This is a genomic window from Nocardia barduliensis (assembly GCF_013315795.1).
GTDB lineage: Bacteria > Actinomycetota > Actinomycetes > Mycobacteriales > Mycobacteriaceae > Nocardia > Nocardia barduliensis.
Genome location: NZ_JABLTE010000072.1, coordinates 1 through 14,261, shown reverse-complemented (window position 1 = coordinate 14,261; position 14,261 = coordinate 1). Strand labels below are relative to the sequence as shown.

At 65.6% G+C, this 14,261-nt stretch carries 11 protein-coding genes; 6 read left to right on the top strand and 5 right to left on the bottom strand.

What is annotated here, in order from left to right; translation table 11 throughout:
- Positions 1-168: 168 nt before the first annotated feature.
- Positions 169-960, bottom strand: a complete 792-nt coding sequence (locus tag HOV91_RS26310) for an alpha/beta fold hydrolase (protein ID WP_174188048.1) — start codon at positions 958-960, stop codon at positions 169-171.
- A 560-nt stretch (positions 961-1,520) separates the two neighbouring features.
- Here HOV91_RS26310 and HOV91_RS26305 point away from each other — a divergent pair.
- Positions 1,521-4,265 carry a tetratricopeptide repeat-containing protein gene (locus tag HOV91_RS26305; protein ID WP_174188047.1) on the top strand — a complete coding sequence of 915 codons (2,745 nt, stop codon included), beginning with the start codon at positions 1,521-1,523 and terminating at the stop codon, positions 4,263-4,265.
- 287 nt (positions 4,266-4,552) lie between these two features.
- On the opposite strand, the gene HOV91_RS26300 is transcribed toward HOV91_RS26305, so the two are convergent.
- Both HOV91_RS26300 and HOV91_RS40875 read right to left on the bottom strand, forming a co-directional pair.
- Positions 4,553-4,966 (bottom strand): NUDIX hydrolase, encoded by a 414-nt coding sequence (locus HOV91_RS26300; RefSeq protein ID WP_174188046.1) that lies wholly within the window; start codon positions 4,964-4,966, stop codon positions 4,553-4,555.
- 10 nt (positions 4,967-4,976) lie between these two features.
- Positions 4,977-7,139, bottom strand: coding sequence for an aminotransferase class I/II-fold pyridoxal phosphate-dependent enzyme (locus HOV91_RS40875; RefSeq protein WP_174188045.1), 2,163 nt, complete (start codon positions 7,137-7,139; stop codon positions 4,977-4,979).
- A gap of 195 nt (positions 7,140-7,334) precedes the next feature.
- On the opposite strand from HOV91_RS40875, the gene HOV91_RS26290 reads away from it, so the two are divergent.
- Positions 7,335-8,612: a helix-turn-helix domain-containing protein gene (locus HOV91_RS26290; RefSeq protein ID WP_174188044.1), complete on the top strand. Its 1,278-nt coding sequence runs from the start codon at positions 7,335-7,337 to the stop codon at positions 8,610-8,612.
- 15 nt (positions 8,613-8,627) lie between these two features.
- On the opposite strand, the gene HOV91_RS26285 is transcribed toward HOV91_RS26290, so the two are convergent.
- Together HOV91_RS26285 and HOV91_RS40870 are read right to left on the bottom strand one after the other, a co-directional pair.
- Positions 8,628-9,401, bottom strand: a complete 774-nt coding sequence (locus HOV91_RS26285; RefSeq protein ID WP_174188043.1) for a helix-turn-helix domain-containing protein — start codon at positions 9,399-9,401, stop codon at positions 8,628-8,630.
- Between the two features lie 133 nt (positions 9,402-9,534).
- Positions 9,535-10,377 (bottom strand): helix-turn-helix domain-containing protein, encoded by an 843-nt coding sequence (locus HOV91_RS40870; protein ID WP_174188042.1) that lies wholly within the window; start codon positions 10,375-10,377, stop codon positions 9,535-9,537.
- A gap of 857 nt (positions 10,378-11,234) precedes the next feature.
- Here HOV91_RS40870 and HOV91_RS26275 point away from each other — a divergent pair.
- Genes HOV91_RS26275 through HOV91_RS26260 form a run of 4 tightly spaced genes read left to right on the top strand, consistent with a single transcriptional unit; the run spans position 11,235 to position 14,237 of the window.
- Positions 11,235-11,684 (top strand): hypothetical protein, encoded by a 450-nt coding sequence (locus HOV91_RS26275; RefSeq protein ID WP_174188041.1) that lies wholly within the window; start codon positions 11,235-11,237, stop codon positions 11,682-11,684.
- Positions 11,678-11,860, top strand: a complete 183-nt coding sequence (locus HOV91_RS26270) for a hypothetical protein (protein ID WP_174188040.1) — start codon at positions 11,678-11,680, stop codon at positions 11,858-11,860. Before HOV91_RS26275 ends, HOV91_RS26270 begins: the two co-directional genes overlap by 7 nt.
- Positions 11,857-13,095 (top strand): cutinase family protein, encoded by a 1,239-nt coding sequence (locus tag HOV91_RS26265; RefSeq protein WP_174188039.1) that lies wholly within the window; start codon positions 11,857-11,859, stop codon positions 13,093-13,095. The genes HOV91_RS26270 and HOV91_RS26265 overlap by 4 nt, the downstream gene beginning before the upstream one ends.
- Positions 13,092-14,237, top strand: coding sequence for a lipase family protein (locus HOV91_RS26260; RefSeq protein WP_174188038.1), 1,146 nt, complete (start codon positions 13,092-13,094; stop codon positions 14,235-14,237). Before HOV91_RS26265 ends, HOV91_RS26260 begins: the two co-directional genes overlap by 4 nt.
- The last annotated feature ends 24 nt before the right edge of the window (positions 14,238-14,261 follow it).

Sequence of the window (14,261 nt, the reverse complement as noted above, 5' to 3'; positions counted from 1 at the left end):
AACCACCGCACGCGGCCGCGTATCGGGCGGCAGCGGGCCCGGTCGGCGATGGAATACGCCCTGGACTGCCATGGTGCGCGAACCGGCGTCGTAACGGTCGTTGCCGAAGGTCTCGCGGTTCACTGCACCGCTGATCGCCGACGCGCGCCCGCGCAGTTGACCTGTGTCTCAGCCTGCGAAGAACTCGACGACGCGGTCGGTCCAGGTTTGAATGTCGTCCACCGACCGCGCCACATGCAGTGACGAGTTGGGTATCAACTCATGCAGCCGCTCCGAGGTAGACACCGGATGCAACGGATCGGTATCCCAGGCAAGGATTATGGTGGGCTGCTGAACTGTAGCTATCTCCTCGGGCGCAGGCAGCTCGGACATACCGACGCCGCACAGGATCGCGGGTAACAACTCATCGGGTACATCAGGGGTGAGATCGAACCGAGGGTATCCGGCGAAGATCGGCAGCGGATCAGCGTGGGCCAACTTCTGCCGCCACGCTGGAGCGCCCAGCCTCTCGATGTCCTCTGCCGTGTCGAAGTACCACTGAGTTGCGCGTTCGGGCCCACGCTCCCAGGAGACTGGCGGAATCAGCAGCGCAAGTCGACGAAACCGCTGTGGCGCGAGGATGGCCGCGCGGAGAGCGCAGTCGGATCCCAGCGAAGACCCCGCGAAGTCCATCGGCTCGCTTACTCCGACTGCGTCCAGCAATGCGATCAGATCCGCCGTGAAGTTCTCGAACCGATAGTCCTCGGCGATCGGTCGTCCCGTGGATTTGCCGTGCCCGCGCTGATCGTAGGCAAGCAGACGCCGCCCCGCACCCAACGCATCGAAGTCGAACAAACCGAGCCGACGGACCGCCGCGCGGCTGAGGGGGACCCCGTGGGCGTAGCCGACCGGCGAACCGAAACCGCTGAACTGGTACGCAATTCGAGCGCCTGCTCGGTCGAAGTAACTGTCCACGGTCATCGACGGCCTCCTTGGTCTCCTTGTCGGTTCACTGTACCCCTACCGGGTAACCCTACGAGTATGCGTGCGTACCCGACCGGGGCCGGCGGACAACGACTCGAAAGGAGACAATGCCTAACCCGCGTGCATGCTGTGTCTTCGGCGGGGCGCATCGAAGATGGGAACGCACGCGAACTGGGGACTTGCTGCGGTCAGTTGGTGATAGAAGCGGATTTTGCCCTTGGGTGAGGGGGACGTGGTGCGGTGGCCTACGTGTTTGGGGCCGTAGGGGTAGATGGCACACGGACGAGTCGAGGAACTGCCTGTCCGTCATGTCTGTCCGTGGTGGGCGTGCAACGCTGGGATGGGTAGCGTTCGGCCGATTGTCGCATTTCGGGCGGTCTCGGCAGAGAACGGGCGCATCCAGTCGATGTGGTTGTACCGGATGTTCGTGAGAAGGGCAGGTGGACAGCGAATCCGAGGCAGAATGTACTCCTTAGCAACAAAGCGTGGGGCGTCCGCTGTCCGAGCTTGGCGGTTGAGTCCGAACGTTGGGGCGAGAGCTGGAGTAGGTGGTGTCGATGGCTGCTGGTGGGGGCACAATCGCTGCGTTCGGCCTGAAGTATCAATACATGGCGACCATCGAGCAGTTCCTGCTGTACTTGCGGGACAACCTGGACCTCTTGCCGCGGGTGGCGCTCGAGGTAGAACCTCTGGTGGTCGCTGCGAGTGGTGCGGTCGACGACATTGTCGACTTCGGATTCCTGACCGATGGAATCGCTACCCACCACTATCAGGTGAAATCGTCTTTGAATCCGGCCGAGAATCCGCTCACGCCCGCTGCGGCACGGGAAGTCTTGCAGAGACTCGCTGTCCACAATGCGCAGGATTTCGCGCTGTATACGAACAAACCACTGTCACCGACGCTGGCCGACGACGTCACGGTAGACAACCGTCGATCACCGCGTGCTGGTGTCGTGTCCTACGAATGGTCGGCGGCACTCATCGGCGTGTCGGAGCCTGATCTCCATCCCACAATTACGGTGGACTGCAGGAGTCGCCGTGAGGTTAGAGAGTCGATCAGCGCGCTGATCCGAGAGTTTCGCAGAGACCGCCAGCTCAGCCTAGGAGAGATTACGTGTGATTTGCTGGTGCCGATACTTTTGGAGAGAATTTTCGACGCGGCGGCATCGGATTCACCGTATCGTATCGACGCACTCGAAGTCGTAGAGCTGCTCGCGCTGCCTGATGCGCGGATTGCCAAGATCGCGGGCGGCTTCGATTGGGGACTGCCGCTGTCCGGGGTTCCCCACTACGCCTCCACAGTTCCGCGTCTTGCCTACCTTGCCGAGATCAAGAGTGAATTTCCCGAGGACTCTTCTCGTCTGCCGTCTCGGATTGTTTTGGCTGGTCACACCGGATCTGGGAAATCGGTCGTTGCGTCCGACTACTGTCACCTCGACGCAGTGTCTTTCGCATTTATGTGCTGGCTCGACTGCCGAGACTCCGCCTATCTCGAGACTCAGATCCGCGATCTTGTGCTCCAATTGACCAATGGTGCCCCGGTGTCTGATGGCGATATCGCTCCGGTCTTCACCGGCCTTTTAGGCCGGCATCCAGGGCCGTGGCTTCTTGTGTTCGATGGAGCTGCTGGTAGGGGCGACATCGAAAGGTATCTTCCGACGCGAGGCCACGGTGTCATCCTGATCGCCAGCGTCAATGAAACCGGATGGTGGCCTGACTCGACGGTTATCGAGATCAAGGGCTTCACATCGGTGGAGGCCGAATTTTGTTTCCGAGCGTACGCTGGTCTCCGAGAGAACGAAGTGGATGATCATGTCGTAGCCGGGATAGTCGAGTCCCTCGGGAATATTCCGCTTGCCGTAAGTATGGCCGGAATATATTTCAAGAATGCTCAAGGTTCGGTTGGTGAACTAGCGCCGCAATACTTCGCAGATCTCGCCGCGCTCGACGACACCTTGTCGATTCCGCCTGGCTTCAATCGGACGGCCTTCAAAGCGGTGCAGCATGCCGTCGCTACGCTGGCAACTGACGGCCCGACCGGACACGGCACAAGTGCCCGCGCGGTACTCGAGATGGGATCATTGCTCGCCCCGGAACAGATCCCCCTGAACCTCATGTTGCAGGCGTCGGTGCCGACGATCAAGATGGACGTCGCCGAGGCTCCGATGCCATCCGAGGCGGATCCGGTACTTCGGCGAGGGGTCGTCGCGACCCTCCGAACGCAGTCAATCGCGCGACGGACACTGCGCACCGGTGAAAACCAGAGCCCCACGGATGAGACCATTGCCGTCCACCCGCTGATCCACCAGATCTTGCAGACATCACGATTGCGATCCCTTCCGCCGGGACAGCTACAGGCGGACTCGACTGTGTTGATGCATTTCTTGAGAGGATGGCTGGGGTCGCTGCGCGTTGGCAGTGATTTTCTCGGCACAGACCAAATTCGCATTCATGCGGAAGCGCTCCTCGCCATCGTTGATGCGCACGAGCCGCTTCACTCCTACGGCCCACAGGGACAACGGTCTTACTCCTACACCAAGGCGTTACTGCAAGCCGAACTCAGCACTTGCCATGCGAGCAGAAGACGCTACGACCGCTCCATCCACTTCGCGCGCGCGGCTGCCGCCACCTTGAGCGTCGTCGGTGCCGAACCGGCGGCGAACGCAATGGCCGTTCCGATTCTCACCAACATAATTCACGATCTGTCGTTCATGCAGGTGTCACCCGACGTCCTTGCCGCTGTGGCAGTCCTGGCGGTGCGGGGGATCGAAGCCGTGATCGCCGATTCACGCCGAGCCTACCAAGATCTCGGCTATACCTACGCTGGAGAGCTTCGAATTTGGTTGACCCGTACGGCTGATTATCAGTCGGCCGAAGTGCTGCGCGTACCGAACGAAATCCTGCAAAGGATCATCGACGCAGACCCTTGGCCAGATACACGCCCAGCCGCGCGGAATGCTCTTATCAATGAACTCTATAACGCGCGAAAATTCGAGGATCTCGGCAGACTCATACCATCGCTGCGTGCCGACGCCGATCCCGATACCCGCATTGGCCTCGACTCGCTCGATATCGTCGTCCAACTTCGCACAGGAAGCATCGATGACGGCCTCGCAAAGCTCCAGAATCTTATCGAACTCGAACCGCACGCCGGATATCTGTTGCACTCACTCATTGAAGCGCTCTCCAAAGTTAACCGAGAGATACACCGAATCCTCCACGAAGGTGATGGCGTCGATCCGCGACTCCCAGGAATCCTTCCAGTTATCGCCGCACGAATCGCCACCCTGCAAAGCTTATGATGTACCGGCGCCTGCGTGGCGGTTCCACATGCAGTCAATCCTGTGGCGTTGAGGTAGCCCCTATCCCCGACACAGCTGCCGAATTGGATTTCACCCCGGATGAATGGACCGCGTTCATCCGGGGAGTTCACGCTGGAGAGTTCAACCTCCTGGCCGCGTAGCTATGGACGAGGTCGCGGCCTACGAACCACAGCTTTGCTGGTCTGACGGACGGCCGAAGTCCAGACACGCCACTTCTCCGGGTCCGTCCGGATCGAGGGCTCAACCCTCGATCCGGACGACAGAGGCTACCGCGAGCTTGTCTCCAGTGACCCGAAGAAGGTTTCCAGGATCGCGTTGTCGGCGTACGCCAACTCGGTCGTCGCGACATCGGCTTCGCTGAACCACCGCAGGCCCTGGCCCTCGGTGAGCGTCACGTCCTCGATCTCGAAATCGACGTCCGTTGTGAAGGTGTGCTCGATCCCGAAGTCGAGGTCTCGTGTGCACAGGTAGTGCACGGCCGACGGGTCGAGCTGGATACCGATTTCCTCCTCGATCTCGCGGACAATGGTCTCTTCGGGTGTTTCTCCCGGCTCGATCATCCCGCCGAGCAGACTCCACTGGTTCGGGTAGAGAATGTCGGGTTTGTCGTCGCGCAGGTACATCAAGACCTCGTTACGCGGGTTGACCAAGATGATCTGCGTGCCTTCCTTCTTCGCCATCAGGTTCCTTTCAGCGCTGGTAGGCGATAGCGAGCTTGCGGACCGCCGTGGCGACATCATCGACGTCGGTCTCGCTCATCGCGGGATAGAGCGGCAGACTCAGAATACGGTCGGACACCTGGCTGGCCAGGGATGCTGTCTCGGCCGCCATCCCGTGCTCGCGCCGATAGTACGGCTGCTGGTTGAGCGCGATGAAGTGAATGCCGGTGCTGATGCCCTCCTCACGCAACGCCGCGACGAACTCGTCCCGGTCGATGCTCAACCGATCCAGATCCAGATCCACGATGTAGAGATGGTGCGCATGCCGCACACCCGTGCGGCGGCGCAGCGGCCGCACCGACTCCAGTCCGGCGAACATCGCGTCGTAGCGGTCGGCATACGCCGCACGGGTCCGAATGAACTCATCGAGCTTCGGCAGCTGGTGGATACCAAGCGCCGCCGACAGGTCGGGCATGTGGTACTTGAATCCGGCCATGTACTGCTGCCAATGCGGAGAACCGTTGACCGAGTACCGTTTCCACGCATCACGGGAGATGCCGTGCATGACCAGCATCCTGGCTTTCTCGGCCAGATCGTCGTCATCGGTGACCAGCATTCCGCCCTCGCCGCAAGAGACGTTCTTTGTCGCGTAGAAGCTGAAGCAGGTCATCGGCGACCACGATCCGATACGCCGACCGTCCTGTTCCGCGCCCAGGGCGTGGGCGGCGTCCTCGATCACCAGTAGCCCGTGTTCTGCTGCTAGCGCGGAGATTCCGGCGATGTCGCAGGGTTGACCGCCGATGTGTACCGGCATGATCGCCCGCGTACGGGGTGTGATCGCTGTCGCGATCGTCTCCGGGGTCACCATCAGCGTGTCGGGGTCGATGTCGGCGAACACCGGCACCGCCCCGGCGTGGACGATGACGTTGCCGGTCGCGGGCCAGGTGATCGGGGAAGTGATCACCTCATCGCCCGCACCGATGCCCGCGGCGACGAGCGCGGTGTGCAATGCGCCGGTGCAGGAGTTGGTCGCCACAGCGTGGCGGGCGCCGACGTACTCGGCCACCATCTCCTCGAAGCGCTTGGCGCGAGGCCCGGTCGCAAGCCACCCCGAACGTAGCGTCGCCAGCACTTCGTGTTCCTCGTCGGGACCGAACGAGGGCAGAGCGAACGGCAGGGGGCGCAGCCGGATCGGCATACCGCCGTCGATGGCCGGGACGACGAGCTGGCGGCGCAGACTCGCCGCGGTGGAGAACGAACTGTCGGTGGCCGCGTGATCCAAGCGGGCCGGGTCGGTGCGGAACCAGTCGCGGACCTCCCGTATCCCGGCCACGATCGACTGCGTGGCCACGAATCCGGTCGCGGCGGCGAAAGCCTCCCCGTCGAGGCGGTAGTTGCGGGTGTCGGGTGGGCCACCGGTGAACTCGACACTCACGCCGCTGAGTTCACCGGCCACCGTACGAGCCAGCGTGCGAACGCGGATGTTCTCCCCGACCACGTTCCACACCGGTGCGGCAGGCCACCCGGTATCCGACTGCTCGACACAACGCAGGTACGCCTGCGCTGCGTCACGCACATGCAGCATCGGCCGCCATTGGGCGCCGTCCCCATCCACCCGCACCACACCCTCGGTGAGGCCCCGGTGCACCATTGCGTGTACGGCCAGATCGATCCGCATCCTCGGCGATACACCGAACAGCGTGCTGATCCGCAGCGAGATCGGCCGGAACCCATCGGTCGCCAGCTGCGACAGTGCCTGCTCGGCAGCCTGCTTGCTGCGCGAGTACTCCGACTGCGGTGCCAGCGGCGAATCCTCGTCCAGGACAACGTCGGCCGCACCATACACCGCAGCCGTGGAGGCGTGGACGAAGCGACGCACCCCCTGTTCGCGCGCCAGCATCGCCAGGCGCACTGTGCCGTCGCGGTTGACCGCGCCCGTCCAGGACGGGTCGAGTTGTCCGGCGGGATCGTTGGACACCGCCGCCAGCGCGATAACGGTGTCGACCCCGGTGAGCAGATCCGCTGCAATGCTGCGCATGTCGCCGGTTTCGACGTGCAGACCGGGGTGCGGGTCGAGGACGGGGCCGTGCGGGAACGTGTCGAGCGCGATCACGGTGTGTCCGTGCTCGAGTAGTTCGGGAACCAGGACGGAGCCGACATATCCGGCGGCTCCGGTGACAAGGACGGTACTCACGAGTCCTCCTTCATCGGGTGGGAGTGGGCACCACCCATGTCATCGGTGAATTCGTGTGTGACCACAGTGATCACAGGCCGCTGTCACAAAGCCTCACCATCGGGGACCATCGCGCCTATCGTGGACGAAACAACAAGACAAGGTTGAGAGCTGGGTGGGGACATGCTCGAGACAGGGCGACCGACGTTAGGTGCGATGCTGGCCCAAGCCCGCCGTGACGCGGGACTGACCCAGCTGGTCGTGGCCAAGCAATGCCGGGTCGACCGCTCCTATATCGCGCATGTCGAAGCCGGTCGGGCAGTACCCGAGCGCCGGTTCTGGATCGCCGCCGACGCGGCAGTCCGAGCCGGTGGAGCACTACTGACCGCCTTCGACGCCCATACCGCTCACCAGTTCGCGGTCGATCCCGCCTTCTCGGCGGCGGTCGACCTGCACCAGCTTCCCCTCGACCTGAAGGCGTGGATCGATATGAACCGACGTGAACTGCTGGCCTTCCTCGGCGCGGCCGGGACGTTGCCCGCCGCCGCCGTGCTGGCCGGACTCGACGAAGCATCACGAAGCCGCCTCGGATACGCCCTCGGTGGCAAGGTCGACCAAGCCGCCATCGAACAACTCGAAGCCGTCTGCGAGGTCACCGCCCAGCAGTACGAGTCCTTCGGCCCCCGCGCTGTGGCCGCGATCCGGCGCGGACAGGCCGAACTTGTCGAAACCCTGCTCCCGGACTGTCCCTCCAAACTCAAACCCCGCCTCCACGCCGTCCGCGCCTCGCTGGCGCGCGTGATCGGCTGGCAGGCATACGACTCCGGCGACACGCGCGCAGCAGCCGCCCACTACGAGGTCGCCCGGACAGCGGCCGACGCCGCCGCCGACCCGGCGCTCACCGCGCTCGTACTGTGCAACGCCTCCCTCGCTGCGACCCGAGACGGGCAACCCGGGCTCGGAGTCGACCACGCCGCCGCCGCCCGCTGGTGGGCCACTCAATCCCGAGACCGACTGCTGACCGCCTACGCGCTGGACATGGCCGCCGAGGCCCACGCCGAACGAGGCGACGCCCGCCAATGCCGCAGCGCACTGGATGAAGCCAACGACCTCATCGACAGCGCAGAGGCGACTCTGCCGGCCTATGTGTTCGATCCGGCGATACACCACGGATTCCGGTCGGAATGCCTGGTCAAACTGGGTGATCGACAGCCAGCGGTCACCGCGGCGCGTCACTGTGTCGACCTCATCGACCCGGCCTACGCCCTCTCGCGAGGATTCGCCGATATCGGGCTCGCCGCCGCACTGTGCCAGGCCGGGGAGATCGAGGAGTCCGCACGCATCACCCGCGCCACCAGCACCGTCGCCACAGCCTACGGATCACCCCGCCTGGCGACCGAGGTCCAAACAACCCGGCTCGCCCTCAAAACGGTCGCACCAGACGCGCCGGTAGTACGAGAACTCGATGAATATCTCGCCGCCACCGGTGCCTGACAGATGGTGCAGCCGTTAGCGGGCGATGGCTGAGGTGTCGTAGAGGCCGTAGGCGAGGAGGACGTGGGGGCAGTCGGGGTAGTCGCTGATCTCGAGGTTGAGGGAGAGGGGCTTGTCGGTGCCGGGTGTACGTATGTGGATCGGTGTCGGGCGGGGGCGGTCGTAGGTGACTTGCATGGGTGTGGCTTCCCAGATGCGGGGGAATTCGGGGGTGGTCCGCAGTTTCCGGAACAGGGTTCGTGCTCGGGGGAGGTCGCGGTATCGACCGAGGGTTCCGCGCAGGATGGTGGCGGTGTAGCGGGCTTCGTTGTCCCAGTTGTGAATGCGGTTGCGGGCGGAGGGGGAGAACATCCATTGGAAGTAGTTGTTGTCGGCCTCGGCGATGCTGGGCACCATGCGGTGGAATGTCCGGTTGCCGTGCAGCACGGTTCGGAGGGGGTCGAGGTAGACGGCGAGGGCTTGGCGGTTATCGAGGTGGTCGAGGTGGGTTTGGATGCCTAGGACGGTGAGGTGCTGGCGTAGCTGCTGGGCGGGTGGCAGGTTGTCGGAGGGTTTCCACAGTTCGTGTAGGTGTCGTCGCTGTGCGGGGTCGAGGTCGAAGGCGTCGGCCAGTTTGGCGAAGACGCCAGGGCCGGGGTAGGTCCGATCCCGGATGAGCTTGTTGAGGTAGGAGCTGCTGAAACCGGCTTGTTGGGCGGCGGACTCGCGGGTCAGGTGATCGCGGTGGCGCAGCCATTCCAGCGAGTCGTGGAAGTCGGGCATCCCGTCGAGTGGCGGGGCTTGGTGCATTTCATCTTTCCTGTCTGTGCGGGGGTAGCGGGTGGGCGGTTTCCCTGGTGCGCGAACGACGAGGTGCCGATTCGGCGTGCTGGTGGCGGTCGGGGGAATTGCCTGTCATTCGGTACTCCTGTTCGGGGGTCGGTCAGAGCAGTGCTGGTCCGCTGTAGGGCTGGCGGTAGTACACGCAGAATCGGATGTCGTGGGAACTCGAGGCGTAGCCGAGGTGAATGTGTGCGGAGTACGGCTCGCCGGTGGTGGGGTCGCGCAGGTGGATTGGTTCCTCGGGGCGGCGGCCGTAGGCGACCGCGTCGCTGGTGTCCCACCTCTCGCGGAAGGTGGCCGCGCCGCGAAGGTCGTGGATGAGGGTGAGGGCGTGCGGGGTGTCGCGGTGGCGTCCGAGGGCGCCTCGCAGGGTCGCGACCAGGTAGGCGGCGGCGCTGTCCCAGTGCACGAGGACGGGTTCGGCGGTGGGCGTGGTGGAGCCGGGGTGAAAGAACCACAAGGCGACGTTGTCGCGGAATCCTTCGATGCCGGGCAAGCTCGCGGTGAACCGTTCGTTGGCGAGGACCACATTCCACAGCGGATCGAGGTAGGCGCCGGCGACCTCGCGGCGGTCGAGATTGATCAGTGTCGCCCGGTGCTCGGGAGTGTCGGTGCGGGTGCGTAGTTCCGCGATCGGCGGCAGAGTGACCGGGGGCCGGGCGAGGTCGCGGATGTAGCGTTCCTGCGCGCGATCGAGGTCGTAGGCGGTGACGAGGTGGCTCAAAACCGCTGGCGAGGGCGTCGCCTGGTTGTGTTCGATCTTTTTGAGCATGTGTTTGCTGATGTGGAGGCGGTCGGCGGCGCGCGGGCGCGGGAGCTTGTGGCGCTCGCGGATCCGGCGTGCCCAGCCACCGAGGTCGGGTATCTCCGAACAAGACGAGCAGGTGCGGTCCTGCTGGCGGCGTCGTCGTGGATGGCGGGCCGGGTTCGTTGTCCGGGTCACGTAAAGCCCCTCCTACTACGGTCTTTCGTACTTCCTTCCACGTGGGGTACGTTGAAGGGTTCACTTCCCCCGACTCGATTCGTTCCTACCAGAGAAAGATCATCCCCGGCAAATATTATTCTCCGTGAGCTAGCCGACAGATAGCCATAGGCATCCGCGCGGCAGGCGCGGCGTATTGCTGTGCTCGCGTGCCGGGATGATCCGCGCGTTCGGGACATCTCTCTAGTTTCTCTACTGATACTCGCGTTACCCCTTTCTTGCATCGACGCAGGTCGCTATGTGCGGCTGGAGGGGTAATGGTTGTGGTAGCACATTCTTTACCTCTCGAAGGGGTGGCGCGGCAGTGGTTTTCGGGGCTGTGATGGTGGGGCAACTGCACCTCCTCCGGTAAAGGAATAACTGTGGACCCTTACACCATCCTGTCGCTGCTCGACGCAGGCGCTTCGCTGGTCTCGAATGTCCTGTCGGTCGCCTCGCAGGCGTTGAGCCTGGTCCTGTCGTTCGTCTGATCAGCCATGCCATTCCTCTGAAATGAGGAATACGGCGACGGGTCCCCGGCTGCGGTCGGCAGCCGGGGAATCCGTCGCTTCTCGCGCGTTGTCACGCGCATTTTCTGATCCTTTTCCTCTCCTTTCTCATTCGATCGAAAGGGTTATTTGTCGTGCCCGAAAACGGGAATACATCCCTCGCGTACGGGAGTCGGCTGCTGTGGGGTCGCCACATATTGACTGTCGGCGCTGTGCCGGTGGTGATGATGCTGGTCGCGCCGCAAGCCAGTGCTGTGACGCTGGATCCGATCGCCGACCAGCCCGGAGTCACCGCCCCGGTCCAGCCCGGAACCGCCGCCCGAGGCCGCTGTGTATCCGCAACAGGCGCCCGAGATCCGCAACGGCCCGGCCCGGCGCCCGGCGCCTCCACCTGCTCCCGCACCGCCGGTGCAGGTGATCGAGCTGCACTCACCCGAACCAGTGCCTCCAGTCGCGCCGATCCAGCCGCCGCCGGACACGATCCGCGTCGGCCAGTGGGAGACCCCGTCACCGGACTGGCTGCCCCCGGAGATCCGCGACGGCATCAACACCACCGCCGCGAACGCCGAAGCGCAGGCCGCGACGTTCCTGGACTCGATCGGGATCCCGGCGGGACGCTCTGATCGGGTGGCCGGTTCAACGATCGCCGGGCGGGAGCCGGTGGTGCGATCGGAGGCGCGCTGGCGGGGACCCCGGCGGCGGCAGCGGGCGCGGTCGCGGGCGGGCTGGCCGGTGGCACGATCGGCGGTATCGCCGGGGCCGCACTGGGCACCGTGGTGACCGTGCCGGTCATCGGCACGATCACCTCCGGTGTGGCCGGTACCGCGCTGGGCGCGGCAGCGGGCGCTGTCGCGGGCGCGATCGTGGCCGGAGTTCCCGCCGCCGTGGTCGGCGCGCTGGTCGGTGGCACGGTGGGCGCGGGCTTCGGTGCCGGAGTGGGGGTGGGCCAGCCGTGACCGGTCTCCGTCTCCTCACCGCCACCGTCCTGGCAGCCTGCACGAGCGCGCTGAGCACGCCCGGCTCGGTGTCGGCGCAACCGTCCCCGTCCGGGCCGGGCTGCCCCGTGCTGTGGGTCCTCGGGGTACAAGGCACCGGCGAGTCCTCGCCGGAAGCCTCCGAGACCGCCGACACCGGCATGCTCGGATTCCTGCTCGGCCCGGTAGCGGCCACTGTCCCGGATCTGGTGCAGCGCACCTACATCGCCTATCCCGCCGGGTTCGGTGGCGCGGTGGGCACCGGCGGCGGCCCCGACTCCTACGCGGTCTCCGTGGGCGAGGGCCTGGCCGCACTCACGGCCACCGCCGACCGGATCGCCGCCGACTGCCCCGGCACCGCCCTGGCCGTGGTCGGATATTCCCAAGGTGCGCAGGTGGTATCGGAGTTCGCGCGAGCTGTCGGCGCGGGCGAGGGACCCGTCGCGGCCGAGCGGGTGGCAGGCATCGCCTTGTACTCCGACCCCGATCGCGCCCCGGGATCGCCGGTGATCCCCGGCCGCCCCGGCCAACTCACCCCTGACCCCGCTCCCGGCACTTCTGGGGCGGCGGTGTCGGGTGTGGCGATCACCACCGCGCCCGCCTCCGGCGGCGGCATCGCCACCGGCGAGGGTGTCGAGTACGGGGCGTTGACCGGGCGGGTCGCCGATATCTGTGTCGAGGGTGACTTGAGTTGCTCGGCACCCGATCGCGCCGCCCTGTTGCGGGTGGCCGCGCAGGTCGCTGCCCAGGCGGATCTGCGTGATCCGGTGGCCGCGCTCGGCTCAATCCAGGCGCTGCTGTCGGGTGTGCTTGGTGACGCGTGGACCACCGTGGTGAACAACGACTTCCGAATCGGGCCCGGCGTCGTCGATTACGTGCCCGCGGCGAGCTTGGCCGACCGGCTTACCGACGCCTCCGACCCCCGTACTCCACGACCCGGTCCGGACCAGACGGCTGCCGCGACGGCGCGGTGGGGACAGATCACCGGGGTGGTGGCCTCCGACCCGGTCGGGCAGTTGCCGAAGCTGGCCGGGCAGTTGTCCGCCGCATGGGGCCAGCTGGTCGGCGACAACGCCGACCTGCTCGATCCGGCGGTGTGGCTTCGCTACGCCGACATACACGGCCGCCACACCGGCTACGCCGCAGCCGGGCAACTCGCCAGCGGCATCGCATGGCTGACCGCACTCGCCCACGACCTCGCCGGGAGCTACCAATGACCACCAGCAGCAACGACTTCTACCACGTCACGACCCTCGACGGCTACCGCCCCGGAGACCTCGTGCGCACACGACCGGTGTTCGTCGCGCAGCTGAGGGAGGCGCGGGGGGCGTGGCAGGTCGTCTACGCCACGGCCAACGCCCACTCCGAAACCATCGCGGCCTCGGGGATCGTGCTGATCCCCGAGACCATCGCAGCCCCCGGCGCGACCGCGATCCTGGTGTACTGCCCGGAATTTCGCGGCCTCGGCGGGGTCTGCGCGCCGTCGCAACTGCTGGCAATCGGCGCCGAACCCGACACCACCGGTATCGAGGCCGCGTTGCGGCGAGGGTGGGTGGTGGCAATCCCCGACGGAGAGGGCCTGGGCATCACCGGAGGCGGCCCGCACACCTTCCTCGCCGCCCGCGCCGGAGCCCGGAGCGTGCTGGACCTCGCGCGAGCGGTGTATCGGGGCGCGGACCTCGGGGTCGCGGTCGCGCCGGTGGTGGCCTGGGGATACGCCGACGGTGGCCGTGTCGCGGCGGTGGCGGGGGAGCTGCAGCCCTGGTACGCCCCCGAGATCGACCTGCGTGGCGTCGCGGCCGGAGCAGTCGCCTCCGACCTCGCGGTACTGGCTCCGCTGGTCAGCCGGGGCACCCACACCGGTCTCGCGGGGCTCGCGTTCGCCGGGCTGATCGGCCTGGCTCGCGCCTACGACCACCTGCCCCTGCGGCACGTGCTCAACGAGGACGGTCTCGTCGCTGCCGCCGAGGCCCGCCACCTCACCGCCCTGGAACTGCTGCAACGGTTCCCAGAGCCCCTCGCGCACTGGTGCCGCGAACCCGACCCGTGGAACGACCACTGGTGGAGAAGGGTCCTCGCCCTGGAGACCCTCGCACACGGGAAAATTGATGTGCCCCTGCATCTCTACCACGGGGAACTCGATCTGATCGTGCCCGTCCGCGCCGGACGAAAGGCTCTGATTGCCTACCGGCAGCGCGGCACCCATGTCGACTGGCGCGAGTACGACGGCGACCACCGCAGCACCGCACACTGGGCGATCTCCGACGTCCTGGCCCGGCTCACCGAGGACATCGCCAACGGCCCCGTGTCTCAGCCGATCCCGGCACCCGCCGGGGCCACAAGTGAGCCGAGCACGTGATCCACCCCTGACCCCTCCGGGAAC